The following is a 20,241-nucleotide window of genomic DNA, read 5'->3' as shown; positions in this document are numbered from 1 at the left end:
TCTTGAAGAACCCATTACCCAAAAGCCTGAAACGAAGGGGCTCTTGGGTAATAGTTTCCGAAAAAGACCAAAGAGAGGCAGCCCTTAACGGGCTACCTCCCTTCGCAAATTCCGAAGAATTACTTGACGTCGACCTTGGCGCCGGCGTCTTCGAGCTTCTTCTTGAGGTCGGCAGCTTCACCCTTGGAGATGGCTTCCTTGACGGCCTTCGGAGCGCCTTCGACGAGGTCCTTGGCTTCCTTGAGGCCGAGGCCGGTGATGGCGCGGACTTCCTTGATGACGTTGATCTTGTTGGCGCCAGCGTCAACCAGGATAACGTCGAACTCGGTCTTTTCTTCTTCTGCCGGAGCTGCAGCAGCAGCGCCGCCAGCGGCAGCAACGGCTACGGGAGCAGCGGCGGATACGCCCCACTTTTCTTCGAGCATCTTGGAAAGCTCAGCAGCTTCCAGGACGGTCAGCGAGGAGAGGTCTTCAACGATCTTTGCGAGATCAGCCATTTTACTAGTCCTTTGTTCAGTTCGAACCGGTTTGGTTTCTGTTCAGTGAAAAACCGCCTTATGCGGCTTCATCCTTCTTCGCATAGGCCGCAAAAACGCGGGCGAGCTGGGCGGCCGGTGCCTGGACGACACCTGCGATGCGCGTTGCCGGCGTCTGGATCATGCCCAGAAGCTTGGCGCGCAGTTCATCCAGCGAAGGCAGGGTCGCAAGCGACTTGACGCCTTCCGCGTTGAGCGTGGTCGTACCCATGGCGCCGCCGAGGACAACGAGCTTGTCGTTGGTCTTGGCGAAATCCATGACGACCTTCGGAGCCGTGATGGGATCATTGGCATAAGCAATGAGCGTCTGACCCTTGAAGAGGTCCGACATTCCCTCGGATTCCGTACCCTGAAGAGCGATCTTGGCCAGGCGGTTCTTCGCGACTTTGACGGTGCCGCCAGCAGCGCGCATCTTGGAACGGAAGTCGTTCATCTGCGCGACGGTGACACCAGCATAGTGGGCCACGACAACCGAACCGGAAGCCTTGAAGACTTCGTTCAGCTCCGTGACGAATTCGCGTTTTTCCGCTCTTTCCACTGTCTGTCTCCAGTTGACGGGATGGCCTTTGAGGGCTTCTCCCGCCGGGTTGCCTTTGTCACCTGGGATCTTCTAACTCGATCCCAAGCAACGCTTGAGGATCCTGTCCCTTGGCGTTGCCGGCTCAGGCCGGCTCGGACACAAGGCAAGCGAGGTTCGAACCAAAATTCGCGTCTCCGACGCTTCAGTGAATTCGGCTCTTACCCGTCTCATGCAGGTCTGACGATTAAGGCCAGCACCCGAAGGCAAAGGCCACCTGCAATCTCGGACAGGAACTCCGGATTTCTCCGGAATTTCCCGGCCCCGAAGGACCGGGAAACGGAGTGACCGGACCCTTGACGGGGTCCGGCGAAAATCATGCCGTAACGGTGGCGGGGTCGATCTTGACGCCCGGGCCCATCGTCGAGGAAATGGCAACGCGCTTGACGTAGTTGCCCTTGGCGCCAGCCGGCTTCGCCTTGATGACGGCGTCGGCGAAGGCCTTGATGTTTTCCTCGAGCGCCTTGGCGTCGAAGGAAGCCTTGCCGATACCGGCATGGATGATGCCAGCCTTCTCGACGCGGAACTCGACGGCGCCGCCCTTGGATGCCTTGACAGCACCGGCAACGTCCATGGTGACCGTACCAACCTTCGGGTTCGGCATCATGCCGCGGGGGCCAAGAACCTTACCGAGGCGGCCGACGAGCGGCATCATGTCCGGGGTTGCGATGCAGCGATCGAAATCGATCTTGCCGCCCTGAACGATTTCCACGAGGTCTTCCGCGCCGACGACATCAGCACCGGCAGCCTTTGCTTCATCGGCCTTGGCGCCGCGAGCGAAGACGGCGACGCGAACGTCGCGGCCCGTGCCGTTCGGCAGGTTGACAACGCCGCGGACCATCTGGTCGGCATGACGCGGGTCAACGCCGAGGTTCATGGCGACTTCGACGGTTTCGTCGAACTTGGCCGTCGCACGCTCCTTGACGAGAGCGATGGCGTCGGTCAGGGCGACGAGCTTGGTCGGATCGATGCCCTCACGGGACTTCTGTACGCGCTTTGCGAGCTTTGCCATGGTCTTAGCCTACCACTTCCAGGCCCATGGCGCGGGCGGAGCCCTCGATCATGGCCATTGCGCCTTCGATATCGGCAGCGTTGAGATCCTTCATCTTGGCCTGGGCGATCGTCTGGATCTGGGCCTTGGTGAGCTTGCCGACCGAAGCGCCCTTGCCGGGCGTCTTGGAACCGGACGTGATCTTGGCTTCCTTCTTCAGCCAGTAGCTGACCGGAGGCTGCTTCATCGCGAAGGTGAAGGACTTGTCCTGGTAATAGGTGATGACGACCGGGATCGGCATACCCTTTTCCATTTCCTGCGTGGCGGCATTGAACGCCTTGCAGAATTCCATGATGTTAATACCACGCTGACCAAGCGCAGGACCGATCGGCGGCGACGGATTTGCCGAGCCGGCCTTGACCTGAAGCTTGAGGTGGCCTGCAACTTTCTTAGCCATTTCTCTCTGCCTTCGTTACATCCAGACACCAGAGGTCTCCGGACCGTTGCGGAGCGCCATTCGGCGGCTCCCTCTTGCCATCCGACGCTGCGGATGGCGGCTGCGGTTGCGTGGTTCGGGTCACCTGCCCGGCCAAGGCCAGGCCCCTCCCACGCGGGGTGCGGCAAACGCCGCGCGCCACCCGCCTTCGCGGATGGCAAAGACCGGAGAACCGAAGCCCTCCGGAAATCTGTCAGACCTTTTCGACCTGCCCGTATTCGAGCTCGACCGGCGTGGCGCGGCCGAAGATCGAGACTTCGACCTTGAGGCGCGAGCGCTCTTCATCGACATCCTGAACGATGCCGTTGAACGAGGCAAAGGGACCGTCGGAAACGCGGACCTGCTCGCCGATCTCGAAGGAGACAGAGGGCTTCGGACGCTCGACGCCATCCTGAACCTGACCCAGGATGCGCTCGGCCTCCTGATCGGGAATCGGAACCGGCTTGTTGTCGGAACCGAGGAAGCCCGTCACCTTCGGCGTATTCTTGATGAGGTGGTAGGCCTCATCCGTCAGGTTGGCGCGAACCATCACGTAACCCGGGAAGAATTTGCGCTCCGCATCGACCTTGCGACCGCGACGGACCTCGACGACCTTCTCAGTCGGAACGAGGATCTTCTCGAAGAGATGCTCAAGCCCCTTCTGGCGAGCCTTCTCCTCGATCGATTCGGCGACCTTCTTCTCGAAGTTCGAATAAGCGTGAACAATATACCAGCGAGCAGCCATTACCGTCTCCCGTCCAATCACGCGCCGAGATGCAGCGCGAAATTGACCACCCAGCCCATCAGCTGATCGGCCGCAAAGAAAAATGCAGCAGCGACGATCGCCATGATGAAAACCATCAGGGTCGAGATCATCGTCTCGCGCCGGCTCGGCCACGTCACTTTCGACGTTTCGGTGCGGACCTGCCGCAGGAACGTCATCGGGTTGGTCTTGGATGCCATTGACTATTCACGCCTTTCGCTGCCTGGGCAGCCTGATCACCGCCATCGTGCGGAGCGAATCACCATCACCCCATACGATATCGACGCGTAAGGCTGAACTCTCAGCCCCACGCGCCGCGTGTCTGTTGCGGCTCGTATAACGCCCGATTCCGTTTTTCGCAAGGGCCACGGAAAGACTTTTAAGAGTTTCGAAATCCCCGTCGCGTTGCACGCGATTCGCCCCTAAAGGCCATCTGTCCTGCCCGACCTTCTCGGGCCACTCCCGATATAGGCAAAGCCGGCGCGCACCACAAGCGGCATAGCCGGCACTGCAACCACGAGCGCGTGATCGCCAGTGCGGCGCCTGTCTCACGGTCATTTAATTGAAGACATGGCAGGGGCAGAGGGGCTCGAACCCCCGACCTGCGGTTTTGGAGACCGCCGCTCTACCAACTGAGCTATACCCCTTGAAGCCGGCTGCGCCTTACGCGCTGCGAGCATGGCGCTCCCTTTAAGATGCGATTGCGCCCTTGGCAAGCGAATTTCCATGGATGACCACGAATTTCCCTGAACGGGTGGAAGACGTTAGGACGCTTTGTTCGTGTCATCACCGCCGAGAGCGCACGCTTTGTTCTCGCCTGTGCCTCGCGCGTTCTCGAAGGTGCAGCGCGTTTCCGGTGGAATGCCGCAGACTTTGTCGAGCGCCTTGAAGCCGACGCAGCGTCCGCCCGGGCCACGATAGCCCGGCCCACCCTTGCAGCCGCAGCCGCGACAGGCAGGGCGCTCCGGGCAGGCGGCAAAGGCCAGGCTTCCCGCGTCGAGCAGATAGAGGCTGCCGATACAAATTATAAGGAGATGAGCACCGACACGTGCGATCCCCCTCCCCATCGCTCCACCATCCCACATCAAGCGCCCTCCCCGCCCGATGCATTCTATCGCTCATGCTTTGGAAAGCCAGAAACGACAAAAGCCCCGCCGTCTCCGGCGGGGCCTTCAAACCCTAACGGGTGCAATCAATTACGCGATGATCGAGGCGACGATGCCGGCGCCGCGGTCAGATCGCGCCACCCTTTACCTGGGGCCTGCGCCATCTGAACACTTTGAGTGCCGTCGGCAGGCTTTCGGCCCGCCGCCCCTGATCATCGATTACTCGATGATCGAGGCGACGATGCCGGCGCCGACGGTGCGGCCGCCTTCGCGGATCGCGAAGCGCAGCTTTTCTTCCATCGCGATCGGAACGATCAGCTCGACGGCAACCGTGACGTTGTCGCCCGGCATGACCATTTCCGTGCCTTCCGGAAGCGTCACAATACCGGTGACGTCCGTCGTGCGGAAGTAGAACTGCGGACGGTAGTTCGTGAAGAACGGCGTATGACGGCCGCCTTCTTCCTTCGTCAGGATGTAGGCTTCGGCCATGAACTTCTTGTGCGGCTTGACCGAACCCGGCTTGCACAGGATCTGGCCACGCTCGACGCCGTCACGCGTCACGCCGCGCAGCAGCGCGCCGATGTTGTCGCCGGCCTGGCCCTGGTCGAGCAGCTTGCGGAACATTTCAACGCCCGTGCAGGTCGTCTTCGTCGTCGCGCGGATGCCGACGATTTCGATTTCTTCGCCGACCTTGACGATACCGCGCTCAACGCGACCCGTCACAACCGTACCACGGCCCGAGATCGAGAACACGTCTTCGATCGGCATCAGGAACGGCTGGTCGATCGGACGTTCCGGCGTCGGGATGTAGGCGTCGACCTGAGCCATCAGCTCGCGGATCGCGTCTTCGCCGATCGTCTTGTTCGAATCTTCCAGAGCGGCCAGAGCCGAACCCTTGACGATCGGAATGTCGTCGCCCGGGAAGTCGTAGGACGACAGAAGTTCGCGCACTTCGAGTTCGACGAGCTCGAGAAGCTCGGCGTCGTCGACCTGGTCGACCTTGTTCAGGAACACGACGATGGCGGGAACGCCGACCTGGCGGGCCAGCAGGATGTGTTCGCGCGTCTGCGGCATCGGGCCGTCAGCGGCCGAGCAGACCAGGATCGCGCCGTCCATCTGGGCAGCACCGGTGATCATGTTCTTGACGTAGTCGGCGTGGCCGGGGCAGTCAACGTGGGCGTAGTGGCGGTTCGCCGTCTCGTATTCGACGTGTGCCGTCGAGATCGTGATACCACGGGCCTTTTCTTCCGGAGCGGCGTCGATCTGGTCATACGCCTTGAACTCGCCGAAGTACTTCGTGATCGCAGCCGTCAGGGACGTCTTGCCGTGGTCAACGTGGCCGATCGTGCCGATGTTGACGTGCGGCTTGTTGCGCTCGAATTTGCTCTTTGCCATGGGCTGTTATCCTATGATCCATCAAATGCGTCAGCCGGCCCGGGCCGGTTTGCGGAGGCGTTTAAGGGTTTCGCCACGATTGCGCAAGGGTTAAATGCGTCGGACATCCAAGGCGGGCGACAGCCTGGCCGCCGAGGTGCCGCAACACCGATCAAAACGCGTGTCGACCCAGCGCACAAAAAGGCGGGTTTGCGCAAAGCGCTTTCGGCGTCAACTGGTTATCGCTGTCTTGAATTTGGAGCGGGTAGCGGGAATCGAACCCGCGTATTCAGCTTGGAAGGCTGCTGCTCTACCATTGAGCTATACCCGCGGTCGTCGGACAGTCCTCGTCAGAATGGTGGAGGGAGTTGGATTTGAACCAACGTAGGCTGAGCCAACGGATTTACAGTCCGTCCCCTTTAACCACTCGGGCATCCCTCCATTATTCCGGCGGGACTGTCGTCCAAGCATGTTCGCGTGTATCGTGGGTCAAGGCCGTCTGGCCCCCCCGATCCGCGCCGGGTATATGACCGCCAAGCTCGATGCTGTCAACACGAACCGTCACAAAAAATCGATGTTTTTGAAGCCGGTTGTGGAGATCGGCTTCAATGCGGCATTTGCCCTGCGCGCCGCAGGGTCTATAAGGCGGCAAAAGCAGGGATGACCGATGACCCAGGATGACAATGGCGGCCGCTCCGCCAAGGACACGCATTTTGCCAAGCTCAGACGCCAGCACCGCGACCAGAAGCGCGAGCGCGGCGAGATCCCGACGCCGCGCGATGACCGCCGCCGGCGCCAGGCCGAAAGCTGGACCGCGCCGCAGATCGCACCCGACCAGGTCTTTCTTTACGGCATCCATACGGTGCGCGCCGCGCTCGACAATCCCGCTCGCACGATCATCCGGCTCAGCGTGACGGCCAATGCCGCCGCACGCCTCGGCCTCGACGATCTCGCGGCCCTGCCCTTCCCCGTGGAGACGGTGCAGCCGAGCCAGCTCGACAAGCATCTTGGCCCCGACGCCATCCACCAGGGCGCGATGCTGGAGACACGACCACTGCCGGTGCGCCGCCTCGATGCGCTGAAGGACAGCCGCCTGCTGCTCGTGCTCGATCAGGTCACCGATCCCCACAATGTCGGGGCGCTGATGCGGTCGGCCGTCGCCTTCGACGCCGGCGCCGTCATCACCACGATGCGGCATTCGCCGACCGAATCGGGCGTGCTTGCCAAATCGGCCTCCGGCGCGCTGGAACTCATTCCCTATATCCAGATCACCAATCTGTCCGATGCGCTCGAAGAGCTTCACGCGCTCGGCTTCCAGACGATCGGCCTTGATTCGGAAGGGCCGGCACCGCTTGAGGCGACCCTCGAAGGGCAGCGAATCGCCCTGGTGCTTGGTTCGGAGGGCAAGGGCCTCCGGCAAAAGACGCGCAGCACCTGCAAGGCGCTCGCCCGCCTCGACATGCCCGGCGCGATCAAGTCGCTCAACGTCTCGAATGCCGCCGCCATTGCCATGTATGCCGCCCGCCATCACCTGACGAAGGCCTGACACGCCGAGGGCGGAGGCGCAGTGAAGCGGATGTTTTCGCTTTTGCCCCTTTACAGTCGGCAAGGATGTGCTAACTCCGCTCCCATCACCCGCCGCCTTCGGTTCATCCGCAGCGGCGCGCGGGCGCCCTTATAGCTCAGTTGGTAGAGCACCTGATTTGTAATCAGGGGGTCCCGGGTTCGAGTCCTGGTGGGGGCACCATTTCCATTCGTCGGTTTGCTGGCAGGCGTGGTCGGCGTTCGATTGGGAACGGCTGGGCGCGTTGGTTTCCACATTGGCATGTCCGGGCAGAGCGGCGGCGCGAAGGATGTGCCGAATTCGTGTATTCCATAAAATCTTACGGGTCCGATTAGATCACCATAAGTAAGCCATGACTTAGGATAGCGACGAGTAACAAACACAAGTCTGTCGCGATGATGAACGTTTTCTCCAGCTTTTTCACCTGCAAATCCGGTAACTTCGCCATTCTCTACGCTGCCATTGTACCAATGGTGATGGCCGGTTCGCTTGCCGTCATCGATTTTTCGCGGGCGACCAGCGTGAAAGCAGAGGCCCAGGGTGCGCTGGACTCCACCATGCTGCAACTGGCCATTACCACAACGAGTGACACACAAGGTCTGGAAGAGCTTGGCGCGCGCACGATGCTGGGCAACCAGATGAATATCGGCGGAACGCTGGTCTCGAGCAGCTTTAGCAATTCCGAGGACGGACTGACCGTCAAGGGTCTGGCAACGTTTTCCGTGCCCAGCCTGATGCGGGGCTTCTTCCACAATGACAGTCTGACCGTCACTGTCAGTTCCGACGTCAAGCGCTCCGCCAAGAATGTCGAGGTCGCCCTCGTGCTCGATACGACAGCCTCCATGGCCGGCCAGCGCATCGCCGATCTCAAGGTGGCGGCAAAGGACCTCGTCGATATCGTGGTCACCGACCGGCAGACCCCCACCTACTCGAAGGTCGCGCTCGTCCCGTACTCGATGGCCGTCAATGTCGGCACCTATGCCGATGCCGTGCGCGGGACGATCAGCAACGGCACCTGCAATACACCGGGCTGCAACCAGTTCCTGTTCACCAATGCGAACGGCAACAAGGTGACGTTCGGGAGCAGCACCTGCGTTTCGGAACGGACGGGACCGGAAAGCTACACCGATGCGCCGCCCAGCACGAAACGTCTCGGCTACAATTACCCAAGCTCTGCCAATCCCTGCATTGCCAGCACCATCCAGCCGCTCAGCGACGACAAGGCCGCGATCAAGTCGAGCATCGAAGCCCTGAGCGCTGGCGGATCGACGGGTGGCCATATCGGCGTCGCCTGGGGCTGGTACATGGTCTCGCCGAAATTCAGCTACCTCTTCCCGACAGCGCGACAGGCAGGTCCCTACAATACCGAGAAGACGAAAAAGATCGTCATTCTGATGACGGACGGGGAATATAACAGCGCTTACTGCGATGGCGTCATTGCCCGCAATTCGCTCACCGGCAGCGGAGCCTCCTCCCAGCACATCAATTGCGATGCGCCCAATGGCGGTGCTTATGAACAGGCGCAGGCATTGTGCACCTCCATGAAGGCGGCAGGTGTGACGGTCTACACGGTCGGGCTCGAACTGGTGAACACGCAGGCTGCCCGGGACCTGATCGCCAAATGCGCAACCAGCGAGCGGCATGTCTATTACCCGAACTCCGGGACAGCCCTGAAAGAGGCCTTCCGCAACATCGGCCGCGACATTTCCGGCCCCGTCGTCTCGCGATAGCCGCTGCCCGTGGTCTCCGGCGCACGGCGACCATCCCGATCGCCGTCGTTTCTTCCATTTATCGTTTTTCCAAACGACTGACTCGAATCAGTGCGCTTGACGCGCTGGGGCAAATATGAGAACAAATCATGAACATTGCACCTGGAGGCAGCCATGCAGGATACGCAGAAGGTCGTTGAACGGGCTCTCGCCGCCGTCGCGCAGTCGCGCGCCCTGCGGGAAAGGCAGCAGGCGCGGCGCAAGGCCGTTTTCAGCCGGATCGAAGCGGCAACGATCAAGATCACCCACATTCCGAAGGGCATCCAGCTTCCGCTCAACCTGCAGTAATTCCGGCACGCGTTGGCGGGAGCCGAGCGAATGTACGGGGCGAGACACGCAGGTCGGCTTCTGGCCGTCTCATCGTCGGTCCTTGTTTTCGTTGCACGCTGCCGCACATTGCACCCTATCGTCGGCGCGCGCTTTGTGCATGATGGCGGCGGCCGGTAAGTCTTTCCGTGGGCGGCGCTTTTGCCAGCGGCGCGGAGCCGGGCCGAAACAGGGGTTCCGCGTGCGCAGTTTCAAGTCCCTCGCCTTCGTCGCCTCGCCGTCCGAGGATGCGCAAAATGCGCTGATGGATCTGAGGGCCCGCTATGGGACAACGGAGCCGGAAACCGCGGACGTCATCGTGGCGCTCGGCGGCGACGGCTTCATGCTGCAGACGCTTCACCAGACGATGAATTCCGGCAAGCTCGTCTACGGCATGAACCGCGGCTCCGTCGGCTTCCTGATGAACCGCTACAGCGTCGAGGATCTGGAGGAGCGGATCAGCGAGGCTGTCGCCAATGTGCTGCATCCCCTGGAAATGCAGACCATCGACGCGGACGGCAACCGGTTCCGGGCCCTTGCCATCAACGAAGTCTATCTGTTCCGCCAGTCCTATCAGGCTGCGAAATTGCAGGTGGTGGTGGACGGGCGCATCCGGCTGGACGAACTGATCTGCGACGGCCTCCTGGTCGCGACGCCGGCGGGGTCGACGGCTTACAATCTCTCTGCGCACGGGCCGATCCTGCCTCTCGAAGCGCCGCTGCTGGCCATGACGCCCGTCAGCGCCTTCCGGCCCCGGCGCTGGCGCGGCGCGCTCTTGCCCAACCGCGTGACGGTCGATCTATCGATCCTCGAGGCAGAAAAACGGCCGGTCAATGCCGTGGCGGATCATCAGGAGGTCAAGTCGGTCGTGCATGTGCGCATTGCCCAATCGGAAAACACCACGGCGACAATCCTGTCCGATCCCGACCACTCCTGGTCGGACCGCATCCTCTCGGAGCAGTTTTCCAATTGAGGGGGCCGCGCGCGTTTGAACAGCGGGAATCGATCCCCGAAGGCGCGATCACGCCCGCTCAAACGCACCGCTGATTGGACAGCTGTCGTCATCCTGTGGCACAAGAATTGAGGCCTCGTCTCTCGCCATCGCCCCAGCCCGCCGCAGGGCCGGCAAGCGGGCCGAGCCTGCTGAGACGCGCGCCGGCCCCGCCGGCCATGAGATCGGAGACACGAGCGATGATGCGGATGACCGTCCCGCTTTCGGCCCTGCTGGTAAGCGCCTTTCTCGCCTTGCCTCCAACTGACGCCGCGGCCGAGGACGCCGGTCTGCCGGCGCCGGAGGTCACCTTCGTGATCAGCACCGGCTTCTGGCAGGAGCCTCAAGACGATGCGCAGGCGGTTCCCATCCAGCGTGGCTATTACAAGCTGATCGCGCTGCGCCAACCCGATGGCACCGCGCAAATCCATCTCCAGCAGATCGCCTCAACACCGGAGGGGCCGCGCGTGCTCACCTCTGCCGAGCTTGAGGAGTTTTCCGATCTTCGCGCCTATGTCACGGACATCCGGCCGGACTCCTCCTCCGGCGTCAGCAGCCAGCCGGGCCTTTTCGCCACCGTCTACCTGAAGACCGATCCCGCAGCGCCCGAGACCGAAAGCTGGACGGTGCTGATCGACGATCTCGGCGATGTGCGCGTGGAACGCGCCACCAACTGAGGCATCCGCCCGACCCTCATGTCCTTACAGAAAAGGCGCCCCGCGATACGGAGCGCCTTCAACTGATCCCTCGCCGTGTATGGCGTCAGGCGATGTCTTCCACCACCGTGTCGCCGCCGTTGACGCGATGGGCAAGTGCCGCTTCCATGAACGGGTTGAGCGCACCATCAAGAACGTCGCTCGGGGCAGTGCTTTCGACGCCCGTGCGCAGGTCCTTGACCAGCTGGTAGGGCTGCAGCACGTAGGAGCGGATCTGGTGTCCCCAGCCGATATCCGTCTTCGAGGCGGCTTCGGCGTTGGCGGCTTCCTCGCGCTTCTTCAGTTCCGCTTCGTAGAGGCGGGCACGCAGCATGTCCCAGGCCTTGGCCCGGTTCTTGTGCTGCGAGCGCTCCTGCTGGCACTGCACGACGATACCGGAGGGCATGTGCGTGATGCGCACGGCCGAGTCGGTCGTGTTGACGTGCTGGCCGCCGGCGCCGGACGAGCGATAGGTATCGATGCGGCAGTCGCTTTCGTTGATGTCGATCTGGATCGAGTCATCCACGACAGGGTAGACCCAGATGGACGAAAACGAGGTGTGACGGCGCGCATTGCTGTCGTAGGGCGAAATGCGCACCAGCCGGTGCACGCCCGATTCCGTTTTCAGCCATCCATAGGCATTGTGGCCCTTGACCAGCAGCGTCGCGGACTTGATGCCGGCTTCTTCACCGTCATGGATTTCAAGGAGCTCGACCTTGTAGCCGGACCGTTCGGCCCAGCGCGTGTACATGCGCAGAAGCATGTTGGCCCAGTCCTGGCTTTCCGTGCCACCCGCGCCCGAATGCACTTCGAGATAGGTGTCGTTGCTGTCGGCTTCCCCCGACAGCATGGCTTCCACCTGCTTCTTCGCAGCCTCGGCCTGAAGGACCTTGAGGGCGGCTTCGGCCTCGGTGACGATCGTCTCGTCGCCTTCCTCCTCGCCCATCTCGATCAGCTCGACATTGTCGGACAGCTGCTGCTCGATGCGCTTGACGGCGCTGATGCTGTCGTCGAGCTGCTGGCGCTCGCGCATCAGCTTCTGCGCTTCGGATGCGTCATTCCACAGGGTCGGGTCTTCGGCCTTGTTGTTCAACCAGTCCAGTCGTCTTATCGCCTGGTCCCAGTCAAAGATGCCTCCTCAGCAGGCTTACGGCCTGCTTGATGTCGTCGATGATGCCAAGGGTTTCGTTTCTCATTGCCTTCCTGCCATGGTTTCGGGCGTGTCGCGTCAATAGCGACGCCCGCCGCCGAAGTAAAGGCAACGGGCGGAGCCACTCTTCTCAAATCCGTGTTTAGAACAGGCCGTTGGAGCCCGAGGTCACCGCCTGATTGGCCTGCGGCGAGGCCCTGAGGATTTCCTCCGGCGCCTGATAGCCTTCCATGCCGCCGATGACGGAGAAGGTGTCGGCCGGACCGGTGCCTGGCTTGAACGCTTCCATGATCGTATCCGGATCACCTTCTGCCGCCGCCATGCCGGTCTTGCGGTTGACGGCGACGAGGCTCATGCCTTCCGGAACCACGAACTTGTTCGGCCGAGTGCCCTTGACGGCAGCCTGCATGAATTCGTTGAAGATCGGCGCCGCAAGGCCGCCGCCCGTCGAACCGCGGCCAAGCGGGGCCGGATTGTCGAACCCGATATAAAGACCGGCGACGAGGTCCTGCGTGTAGCCCACGAACCAGGCGTCCTTTTCATCGTTGGTCGTACCGGTCTTGCCGGCAACCGGGCGATCAAGCTGGATCTTGCCGGCAGCGGTGCCGCGCTGCACGACGCCTTCCATCATCGAGGTGATCTGATAGGCCGTCATGGGATCGAGCACCTGCTCGCGGTTATCCACCAGCTGCGGTTCCGGCTGGTCTTCCCAGTCGGCAGCATTGCAGTTGTCGCAGGTGCGGTCCTCGTGACGGAAGATGGTCTTGCCGTAGCGGTCCTGGATACGGTCGATCAGCGACGGCTTGATCTGCTTGCCGCCATTGGCGATCACCGCATAGGCCGACACCATGCGCAGCACGGTCGTCTCGCCCGATCCCAGCGACATGGCCAGCAGCGGCGGCATCTTGTCGTAGATGCCGAAGCGCTCGGCATATTCGGCCACGATGTTCATGCCCATGTCCTGCGCCAGACGCACCGTCATCAGGTTGCGCGACTTCTCGATGCCGAGCCGCAGCGTGGACGGGCCGGCCGAACCGCCACCATAGTTTTCCGGGCGCCAGACCTGGCCACCGGAGACGATCTCGATCGGCGCATCAAGGATCACGGAGGCCGGCGTATAGCCATTGTCGAGCGCGGCGGCGTAGACGAAGGGCTTGAAGGACGAGCCCGGCTGGCGCATTGCCTGGGTGGCGCGGTTGAATTCCGACTGGGCGTAGGAGAAGCCGCCCGCCATGGCCAGCACGCGGCCCGTATGCGGATCCATCGCCACGAGGCCGCCCTGCACGCGCGGCGGCTGACGCAGACGATAGCCGCCGTCTTCCTTCTTCTCGACATAGACGACATCGCCGGCGCCGAACACGCCTTCGGGCGACTTGGCCGTTTTGCCACCGCTGGCGGCGCGGAAGGCCCAGCGCATGTCCTCGGCCGCAATGCGGCCCGTTTCGCGCTCGGCGACAACCTTGCCGGACGCGTCCTTGGCCGGCTGCAGTCCGATCTCCGCACCCTTCGCATCGACGGAGAGTACAACGGCGAGCCGCCATTCGGGAACGTCGGACAACGCAGCAATCTCGCCAAGCGGAACGCCCCAGTCGCCACCGATCTCGATGGACTTGACCGGGCCATGGAAACCGCGGCGCTCGTCATACTGTATCAGGCCGTCCTGCAACGCCTTGCGGGCGGCAAGCTGAATGCGTGGATCCAGCGACGTGCGAACCGAAAGGCCGCCTTCGTAGAGAGCGTCCTCGCCGTACTTCTGAATGATCTGGCGGCGCACTTCCTCGGCGAAATAGTCGGAGGCAAACAGATGCGCACCGCTGCGGCGCGGCTTGACACCGAGCGGCTGCTTCTTGGCCTCTTCGCCATCTTCCTTCGTCACGTAGCCGTTCTCGACCATGCGGTCGATGACCCAGTCGCGGCGCTCGATGGCGGCCGCGGTGCGGCGGAACGGATGATAGTTGGCCGGCCCCTTCGGCAGCGCCGCAAGATAGGCGGTCTCGGCGATCGTCAGTTCCGTGACCGATTTGTCGAAATAGGTCAGCGCCGCGCCGGCGATGCCGTAGGAATTGAGGCCGAAGAAGATCTCGTTCAGATAGAGCTCAAGGATGCGATCCTTGCTGTAGGCCTGCTCGATGCGGAAGGAGAGGATGGCCTCCTTCACCTTGCGGTCGATGGTCTGGTCGGACGTCAGCAGGAAGTTCTTGGCGACCTGCTGCGTGATCGTCGAGGCACCCACGGGACGGCGGCCGGAGCCGAAATTCTGCAGGTTGACGGCGATGGCGCGCGCAAGGCCGGTGATGTCAACGCCGGGGTGATTGTAGAAGTTCTTGTCTTCGGCCGAGATAAAGGCCGCCTTCACGCGGTCGGGAATGGCCTGGATCGGCAGGAACAGGCGCCGCTCGCGCGCATATTCGGCCATCAGGTCGCCGTCACCGGCATGGATGCGCGTCGTCACGGGCGGGGCATATTTCGCCAGCACCTCGTAATCGGGAAGATCCTTCGAGACATGACCGAGATAGATGGCCACGACGGCCGCAAGGCCGAGCACGAGGAAGCATCCAATCCCGAAAAAATACCCAATGAGCCTGATCATTCGTCCGATACCGGTTCCGAGTTATTCGCCACGCCTTTTGCGTGGCCTTTACCGCAGTGCGCCACAGCGCCCGCCTTGCACCACTTCCACCCCAAAGGCAAATGGCACGGCCGGCAATTGCCGAAGAATCTCAACCTTTGCCGATACACTAGCCGATAGCAGCTTGAATGTGTGGAAAATGCGGCCCCGTCCCGCCAAGTCTTTGGTCCTCCCCCGAAAGATTAGGCGTGTTGTGCGCGCGACACAAATCACGTTCGTCCTGCAGCACGAAACCTTCAGCCGCCATTGGCCACAACGGTCGCGCGATACTGGCTGACGGCGGCAGCGATGCGTTCGGCCACCTTGCGGCGCCAGGCCGGATCCAGCAATTGCTTCTCGTCCTCCGGGTTCGACAAAAAGCCGAGCTCAAGGAGAACCGACGGCACGTCCGGCGCCTGCAAGACGCGGAAACCGGCATGGCGGTGCGGATTGTTGATGAGCGCGATCTGTCCCTCGAAGGAGGAGACGACGGATCGCGCGAGATTGACGGAGAAGACCTGCGTCTCGCGACGCGTGAGGTCGATGAGGATATCGGCAACTTCGGCCGGACCATCGTCGAGCGGCACGCCTGCAATCTCGTCGGAGAGGTTTTCGCGCTCCGCAAGGCTTGCGGCCAGATGGTCCGAGGCCTTGTCCGAGATGGTGTAGACGGTGGCGCCGCGAATATCCTTCTGCTTCAGCGTATCGGCATGGAGCGAGATGAAGAGCTTGGCGCCGCCGTTACGCGCCAGTTGCACGCGCTGCGATAGAGACAGGAACTCGTCCTTGTCACGGGTGAGAATCACCCGCACACCGTCTTGCTTGCCGAGAATCCCCGCAAGTTCACGGGCAAAGGCCAGCGTCACATCCTTCTCGGGCGTGTTGGTCGTGGCACCCGAAGCACCGGCATCGATGCCGCCATGGCCGGGATCGATGGCGATGACGAACTTTCCGTCGTCCACGGCAGCAGGGCGATCCGATGCGTCAGCGGCCCGTGGCGAGACGCTCGCGGTCCAGGTCTGGCGGCTCAGGAGCCCGGTGAACTCCTTTTCCGTGATCATGGCCGTATCCACAACGAGCCGGTAGCCCTTGTCGCCCGCCTCCGGCTGGACGTCGGCCAGCGTCACCTGCACGGGCCGCGTCGCCGTCAGGACGATCCGGGCCGCGCCACCGCCCATCGCACCATAGCGCACCTCGCGAAAGAGACCGCGCGCGGTCATGTCTTCCGGCTTGATGCCGAAAGCCGTCTCCGGCAAATCGATCACGACGCGCCAGGGGTTGGCGAGATAGTGGATCGCGAAATCGGGACGGCGATCGAAACTGATGACGAGACGGCCGCGCGCATCATCGCCCGCCAAGCGTGCCTCGTAAGCAAGCAGCGGCGACGCGGCGGCGACGGAGGCGTCCGTCGTGGGCGCCAGCGCGGCGCCGCTGCTCACCAGCAACACGGAGGCCAGGGCAATCATGTGAATGAATGGGCGTCGGATCACCGCCGTCATTGTCTCCTGTCAGGGGTACAGCACGAATAGGCCCAACGCCTTGCGCCGCCCTGTTCGTCTCCGCCCGCTTCGCGCACAAACATGGCGAAAGACCGGCAAGTCCGCAAATCCGTCGCGAAGCCGCCCCCATGGTTAAAAGAGCCTTGATGCGCGCGGCCGATTTGCGCGCAAGCAGGGGAATTGTGCCAAATTGTGACAACCGGGCTTTTCCCTTGCCATTGTGACATGAAAACCATAAAAGCGTCGTGAGGAGAAAGTTTAGTCGGGATAGAATCATGGGCCGGGCTGTATCAATCGCTTGAGACTTGAGCGACACGCCTGACCGGGAAAAGACCCAAGACGCGATTGTGCGTGAGACGGTCCTTTTGTCGTGTTTGTCCATTCATCCGCCGACGTCCGACTTTCTTTTCGCACGCAGGATCGCGCATCCCGGCGGTGGCCGGCAGCATTCAGGGTGGCTTGTTCCACCACGCGCCCTCTTGAAGGGCGTATTCATCGGGCCCAAAGGCCTTTTAACATTGGCATTCTTGCTCGGCGTATGACGATGAGACGGCAGGTCAAGGCAATGACAGAGACAACGGAGCGCAGGATCGCTTCCGTCTCTGCCGAGCCTGCACGGCACCGCCGCGTCCCGGCAAGACCTTCACTATCCGGCGCATCGATCGACCCCCTCGCCCCTCGTTTCGACGGGCGCCAGCGGGTCGCGGCCTCGAGCCTGCGCCGAGGAGCTAAGCTTACATGGCAGACAAAATGCTTATCGACGCGTCTCACGCTGAAGAGACGCGCGTCGTTGTCGTACGCGGTAACCGCATAGAAGAATTCGACTTCGAGTCGGAACACAAGAAGCAGATCCGCGGCAATATCTATCTCGCCAAGGTCACGCGCGTCGAACCCTCGCTGCAGGCCGCCTTCGTCGATTACGGTGGCAACCGCCACGGCTTCCTCGCTTTTGCGGAAATCCACCCCGACTATTACCAGATCCCTCTCGCCGACCGTCAGGCGCTGCTGAAGGCCGAAGCAGAGGACGCCCGCCGCGAACGCGACGACGACTTCGAGCCGGTCGAGACCGCGCCGATGCGTCCGCAGCCGGTGGAAACTGTCGCCGAGATCGCCGAATCCAGCGAAGCCGTCGAGGTTTCTGACGTCGTCGTGACGGAAGACGCCCCGGCCGAAGAGCCGGCTGCCGCCGGCGAAGCGGTTGCGGAAGAGACTGTCGCCGAAGCCCCGGCCGCTGAGGACGAAGCCCCGAAGAAGCCGAAGCGCGTGCGCAAGCCCCGCGCCAAGAAGGCAGCCCCCGTCGATGAGGCCGCCGCCGACGCCGCGCCGGCCGAGGCGACCGATGGTGCAGACGCCGCCGATACGGGCGGTGACGAAACACCCGGCGAAATGGCCATGGCCGTCGATCTTGACGACGACACGGTTTCCGAGCGCGTCGGCAAGCAGCGCGGCCGTCGTCGCCGCGATGACGACGAGGACGAGGAAGAAGAAGTCATCGAATCCGTCGGCGCCGAAGACGCCATGGAAGAGGTGCCGGATCGCCATGTGCGCAAGCCGCGCAAGCAGTACCGCATCCAGGAAGTCATCAAGCGCCGCCAGATCCTGCTCGTGCAGGTCGCCAAGGAAGAGCGCGGCAACAAGGGCGCGGCGCTGACGACCTATCTGTCGCTCGCCGGCCGCTATTCCGTCCTGATGCCGAACACGGCACGCGGCGGCGGCATTTCCCGCAAGATCACAAACCTCCAGGACCGCAAGCGCCTCAAGGAAATCGCCCGCGAGCTGGAAGTGCCGCTTGGCATGGGCGTGATCCTGCGCACGGCCGGTGCCAACCGCACCAAGGTCGAGATCAAGCGCGACTTCGAATATCTGATGCGCCTGTGGGAGAACGTTCGCACGCTCACGCTTGCTTCCACCGCACCCTGCCTCGTCTACGAAGAGGGCTCGCTGATCAAGCGCTCGATCCGCGACCTCTACAACAAGGATATCGGCGAGATCATCGTTGCCGGCGAGGAAGGCTATCGCGAAGCAAAAAGCTTCATGAAGATGCTGATGCCGAGCCATGCCAAGGTCGTGCAGCCCTATCGCGACGTGCACCCGATCTTCTCGCGCTCGGGCATCGAAGCCCAGCTCGACCGCATGCTGCAGCCGCAGGTGACGCTGAAGTCGGGCGGCTACATCATCATCAACCAGACCGAAGCGCTGGTCTCCATCGACGTCAACTCGGGCCGCTCGACCCGCGAACACTCGATCGAGGACACCGCGCTCCAGACGAACCTGGAAGCGGCCGAGGAAGTGGCGCGCCAGCTGCGTCTGCGCGACCTTGCCGGCCTGATCGTCATCGACTTCATCGACATGGAAGAGAAGCGGAACAACCGCTCGGTCGAGAAGAAGCTGAAGGACTGCCTGAAGAACGATCGCGCCCGTATCCAGGTCGGCCGTATCTCGCATTTCGGCCTGCTCGAAATGTCGCGCCAGCGCATTCGCGCCTCGGTGCTCGAATCCACCATGCAAACCTGCCCGCATTGCAACGGCACGGGCCATATCCGCTCGCAGTCCTCCGTGGCGCTGCATGTGCTGCGCGGCATCGAGGAGTATCTCCTCAAGAACACCACGCACAACATCGCCGTGCGCACCATTCCGGAGATCGCACTCTACCTGCTCAACCACAAGCGCGGCACGATCATCGATTATGAAAACCGCTTCGGCGTCGAGATCATCATCGAGGCCGACGCCCATGTCGGCGCTTCGCATTTCGCGATCGACCGCGGCGAAGCCGTCGAGAACCCGGTGAAGATCGAACAGATCATCACCTTCGAGCCGGATGAGGAAGACGACGATATCGTCATCGAGGACGAGATCGACGAAGAGGCCGAACAGGCCCCCGCAGAGCGCAGCGAACGTTCCGAGCGCAGCGAGCGTCCGGAACGGGCCGCCGAGGGCGACGACGCCAATGGTCGCAAGCGCAAGCGCCGCCGCCGTCGTCGTGGCGGTCGCAATGGTGGCAATGGCGAAGGCCAGGCCAGCGGCCATGACGACGAAAACGGCAGCGACGAGGATGGCGATGACGCCGCCGACGAGGCGTCCGAAGGCGCTGGTGACGGCGAAGAGCCGATCGCCGCTTCGGCCGACGCATCGAATGGCGATGGCGAACAGCGCCGCAAGCGCCGCCGTCGCGGCAAGCGTGGTGGCCGCCGCAATCGTCCCGAGGGCGAAGAGGGCGCCGTTTCCGCTGCAGGCGAAGAGGGTGACAGCGACGAGGGCGAGGACGACGAGTCCGAGGCCGCTGCCGCCGGCGTCGCTGAAGACGAGGCGCGCGCCGATGCCGTGAGCGAGGTCACAGAGGTTGCGCGGGAAGAGTCGGCTGTCGAGGGCGAGTCTGAACAGCCTGTTGCCAAGCCGCGCCGTGGTCGCCGCAAGGCCGCCGGCAGCGAAGCACAGGCGGAAGCCGAGGTCGTTGCCGCGCCGCAAGCCGTTGCCGAAGCACCGGTCGAGGTCGCTCCGCTGGCCGCGCCAGCCTCTGCCGAACCCGCCGATGCCGTGACGGACGAGACGGTTGCCGAGGCCGAGGAAGCCCGCCCGCAGCGCGCCAATCGCGACATCGAGAACATCGCCAGCGAGCCGGTCATCAAGTCGTCGACCGCAGGCAGCGACGACGGCGATGCCGGCAAGCCCAAGAAGGGCGGCTGGTGGCAGCGCCGCGGCTTCTTCTGAGAACCACGTGACGATGAATGACTGAAAACGCCGCCCGGTTCGCCGGGCGGCGTTCTTGTTTGCTCTGGGAGCCCGACGCTCTTGTTTCTGGCGCATCGCCGGACGCTGAGACGATGACGCTTCGGCTGG

General features: G+C 62.6%; 18 protein-coding genes and 4 tRNA genes. 8 read left to right on the top strand and 14 right to left on the bottom strand.

The annotated features are described in order from the left end of the window. Nucleotides 1-119: 119 nt before the first annotated feature. From rplL to F3H41_RS01485, 11 genes are all read right to left on the bottom strand, one after another. Nucleotides 120-497, bottom strand: coding sequence for a 50S ribosomal protein L7/L12 (gene rplL, locus F3H41_RS01540; protein WP_149736825.1), 378 nt, complete (start codon nucleotides 495-497; stop codon nucleotides 120-122). A 58-nt stretch (nucleotides 498-555) separates the two neighbouring features. After that, nucleotides 556-1,074, bottom strand: coding sequence for a 50S ribosomal protein L10 (gene rplJ / locus F3H41_RS01535; RefSeq protein WP_149736824.1), 519 nt, complete (start codon nucleotides 1,072-1,074; stop codon nucleotides 556-558). A gap of 355 nt (nucleotides 1,075-1,429) precedes the next feature. After that, on the bottom strand, nucleotides 1,430-2,125 hold the full coding sequence (rplA, locus tag F3H41_RS01525) for a 50S ribosomal protein L1 (RefSeq protein WP_149736822.1): 696 nt from the start codon (nucleotides 2,123-2,125) through the stop codon (nucleotides 1,430-1,432). Nucleotides 2,126-2,129: 4 nt separating this feature from the next. Continuing rightward, nucleotides 2,130-2,561 (bottom strand): 50S ribosomal protein L11, encoded by a 432-nt coding sequence (gene rplK / locus F3H41_RS01520; RefSeq protein WP_149736821.1) that lies wholly within the window; start codon nucleotides 2,559-2,561, stop codon nucleotides 2,130-2,132. A 232-nt stretch (nucleotides 2,562-2,793) separates the two neighbouring features. Then, nucleotides 2,794-3,324, bottom strand: coding sequence for a transcription termination/antitermination protein NusG (gene nusG / locus F3H41_RS01515; RefSeq protein WP_149736820.1), 531 nt, complete (start codon nucleotides 3,322-3,324; stop codon nucleotides 2,794-2,796). A gap of 17 nt (nucleotides 3,325-3,341) precedes the next feature. Beyond that, complete coding sequence (secE, locus tag F3H41_RS01510; RefSeq protein ID WP_149736819.1) at nucleotides 3,342-3,542, bottom strand: preprotein translocase subunit SecE; 201 nt, start codon at nucleotides 3,540-3,542, stop codon at nucleotides 3,342-3,344. Between the two features lie 371 nt (nucleotides 3,543-3,913). Beyond that, nucleotides 3,914-3,989 (bottom strand) — tRNA-Trp (locus F3H41_RS01505). Between the two features lie 117 nt (nucleotides 3,990-4,106). Next, nucleotides 4,107-4,427, bottom strand: a complete 321-nt coding sequence (locus tag F3H41_RS01500) for a hypothetical protein (protein ID WP_244616043.1) — start codon at nucleotides 4,425-4,427, stop codon at nucleotides 4,107-4,109. 240 nt (nucleotides 4,428-4,667) lie between these two features. Then, nucleotides 4,668-5,843: an elongation factor Tu gene (tuf, locus tag F3H41_RS01495; protein WP_149736818.1), complete on the bottom strand. Its 1,176-nt coding sequence runs from the start codon at nucleotides 5,841-5,843 to the stop codon at nucleotides 4,668-4,670. Between the two features lie 236 nt (nucleotides 5,844-6,079). Next, nucleotides 6,080-6,153 (bottom strand) — tRNA-Gly (locus F3H41_RS01490). 25 nt (nucleotides 6,154-6,178) lie between these two features. Next, nucleotides 6,179-6,263, bottom strand: a tRNA-Tyr gene (locus tag F3H41_RS01485). 85 nt (nucleotides 6,264-6,348) lie between these two features. Between F3H41_RS01485 and F3H41_RS21165 the strand changes: the two genes are divergently transcribed. The 7 genes from F3H41_RS21165 (at nucleotide 6,349) to F3H41_RS01455 (ending at nucleotide 11,129) form a co-directional block, all read left to right on the top strand. Then, complete coding sequence (locus F3H41_RS21165; protein WP_188129311.1) at nucleotides 6,349-6,486, top strand: hypothetical protein; 138 nt, start codon at nucleotides 6,349-6,351, stop codon at nucleotides 6,484-6,486. 3 nt (nucleotides 6,487-6,489) lie between these two features. After that, on the top strand, nucleotides 6,490-7,368 hold the full coding sequence (locus F3H41_RS01480; protein ID WP_149736817.1) for an RNA methyltransferase: 879 nt from the start codon (nucleotides 6,490-6,492) through the stop codon (nucleotides 7,366-7,368). A gap of 125 nt (nucleotides 7,369-7,493) precedes the next feature. Further along, nucleotides 7,494-7,569: transfer RNA gene (locus tag F3H41_RS01475), tRNA-Thr, on the top strand. A gap of 212 nt (nucleotides 7,570-7,781) precedes the next feature. Beyond that, nucleotides 7,782-9,116, top strand: a complete 1,335-nt coding sequence (locus tag F3H41_RS01470; protein ID WP_149736816.1) for a pilus assembly protein — start codon at nucleotides 7,782-7,784, stop codon at nucleotides 9,114-9,116. A gap of 153 nt (nucleotides 9,117-9,269) precedes the next feature. Next, nucleotides 9,270-9,443 carry a hypothetical protein gene (locus tag F3H41_RS01465; protein WP_188129310.1) on the top strand — a complete coding sequence of 58 codons (174 nt, stop codon included), beginning with the start codon at nucleotides 9,270-9,272 and terminating at the stop codon, nucleotides 9,441-9,443. Between the two features lie 220 nt (nucleotides 9,444-9,663). Beyond that, the gene (locus tag F3H41_RS01460; protein WP_244616042.1) at nucleotides 9,664-10,434 is read left to right on the top strand and encodes an NAD kinase; all 771 of its coding nucleotides are present in this window, start codon (nucleotides 9,664-9,666) and stop codon (nucleotides 10,432-10,434) included. A 227-nt stretch (nucleotides 10,435-10,661) separates the two neighbouring features. Then, the gene (locus tag F3H41_RS01455; RefSeq protein ID WP_149738160.1) at nucleotides 10,662-11,129 is read left to right on the top strand and encodes a hypothetical protein; all 468 of its coding nucleotides are present in this window, start codon (nucleotides 10,662-10,664) and stop codon (nucleotides 11,127-11,129) included. 85 nt (nucleotides 11,130-11,214) lie between these two features. Here F3H41_RS01455 and prfB read toward each other — a convergent pair. The 3 genes from prfB to F3H41_RS01440 form a co-directional block, all read right to left on the bottom strand. Next, nucleotides 11,215-12,343, bottom strand: a protein-coding gene (prfB, locus tag F3H41_RS01450; RefSeq protein WP_149736814.1) for a peptide chain release factor 2 whose coding sequence is annotated in 2 segments (ribosomal slippage) — nucleotides 11,215-12,273 and nucleotides 12,275-12,343 — 1,128 coding nt in all. Because the reading frame shifts where the segments join, the coding sequence is not laid out codon by codon here. A 96-nt stretch (nucleotides 12,344-12,439) separates the two neighbouring features. Further along, nucleotides 12,440-14,887, bottom strand: coding sequence for a penicillin-binding protein 1A (locus F3H41_RS01445; RefSeq protein ID WP_149736813.1), 2,448 nt, complete (start codon nucleotides 14,885-14,887; stop codon nucleotides 12,440-12,442). A 275-nt stretch (nucleotides 14,888-15,162) separates the two neighbouring features. Continuing rightward, entirely contained in the window at nucleotides 15,163-16,404 is a 1,242-nt protein-coding gene (locus tag F3H41_RS01440) for an N-acetylmuramoyl-L-alanine amidase (RefSeq protein ID WP_149736812.1), read from the bottom strand. A 738-nt stretch (nucleotides 16,405-17,142) separates the two neighbouring features. On the opposite strand from F3H41_RS01440, the gene F3H41_RS01435 reads away from it, so the two are divergent. Then, complete coding sequence (locus F3H41_RS01435) at nucleotides 17,143-20,112, top strand: ribonuclease E/G (protein WP_188129308.1); 2,970 nt, start codon at nucleotides 17,143-17,145, stop codon at nucleotides 20,110-20,112. Nucleotides 20,113-20,241 lie beyond the last annotated feature (129 nt).

Origin of the sequence: Rhizobium sp. RU20A (assembly GCF_900155885.1) — a bacterium.
Lineage (GTDB): Bacteria > Pseudomonadota > Alphaproteobacteria > Rhizobiales > Rhizobiaceae > RU20A.
The sequence above is the reverse complement of the archived record's forward strand: the minus strand, read 5'-3'. Positions and strand labels throughout refer to the sequence as shown.

Excerpts from the sequence above, each read along its gene's own strand:
- F3H41_RS01500 (WP_244616043.1), bottom strand. The coding sequence starts at position 4,427 with ATGTGGGATGGTGGAGCGATGGGGAGGGGGATCGCACGTGTCGGTGCT.
- secE (WP_149736819.1), bottom strand. The coding sequence starts at position 3,542 with ATGGCATCCAAGACCAACCCGATGACGTTCCTGCGGCAGGTCCGCACC.
- nusG (WP_149736820.1), bottom strand. The coding sequence starts at position 3,324 with ATGGCTGCTCGCTGGTATATTGTTCACGCTTATTCGAACTTCGAGAAG.
- F3H41_RS01465 (WP_188129310.1), top strand. The coding sequence starts at position 9,270 with ATGCAGGATACGCAGAAGGTCGTTGAACGGGCTCTCGCCGCCGTCGCG.
- F3H41_RS01455 (WP_149738160.1), top strand. The coding sequence starts at position 10,662 with ATGACCGTCCCGCTTTCGGCCCTGCTGGTAAGCGCCTTTCTCGCCTTG.
- rplL (WP_149736825.1), bottom strand. The coding sequence starts at position 497 with ATGGCTGATCTCGCAAAGATCGTTGAAGACCTCTCCTCGCTGACCGTC.
- F3H41_RS01435 (WP_188129308.1), top strand. The coding sequence starts at position 17,143 with ATGGCAGACAAAATGCTTATCGACGCGTCTCACGCTGAAGAGACGCGC.
- F3H41_RS21165 (WP_188129311.1), top strand. The coding sequence starts at position 6,349 with ATGACCGCCAAGCTCGATGCTGTCAACACGAACCGTCACAAAAAATCG.
- rplK (WP_149736821.1), bottom strand. The coding sequence starts at position 2,561 with ATGGCTAAGAAAGTTGCAGGCCACCTCAAGCTTCAGGTCAAGGCCGGC.
- F3H41_RS01480 (WP_149736817.1), top strand. The coding sequence starts at position 6,490 with ATGACCCAGGATGACAATGGCGGCCGCTCCGCCAAGGACACGCATTTT.
- F3H41_RS01440 (WP_149736812.1), bottom strand. The coding sequence starts at position 16,404 with ATGACGGCGGTGATCCGACGCCCATTCATTCACATGATTGCCCTGGCC.
- tuf (WP_149736818.1), bottom strand. The coding sequence starts at position 5,843 with ATGGCAAAGAGCAAATTCGAGCGCAACAAGCCGCACGTCAACATCGGC.
- rplA (WP_149736822.1), bottom strand. The coding sequence starts at position 2,125 with ATGGCAAAGCTCGCAAAGCGCGTACAGAAGTCCCGTGAGGGCATCGAT.
- F3H41_RS01445 (WP_149736813.1), bottom strand. The coding sequence starts at position 14,887 with ATGATCAGGCTCATTGGGTATTTTTTCGGGATTGGATGCTTCCTCGTG.
- F3H41_RS01470 (WP_149736816.1), top strand. The coding sequence starts at position 7,782 with ATGATGAACGTTTTCTCCAGCTTTTTCACCTGCAAATCCGGTAACTTC.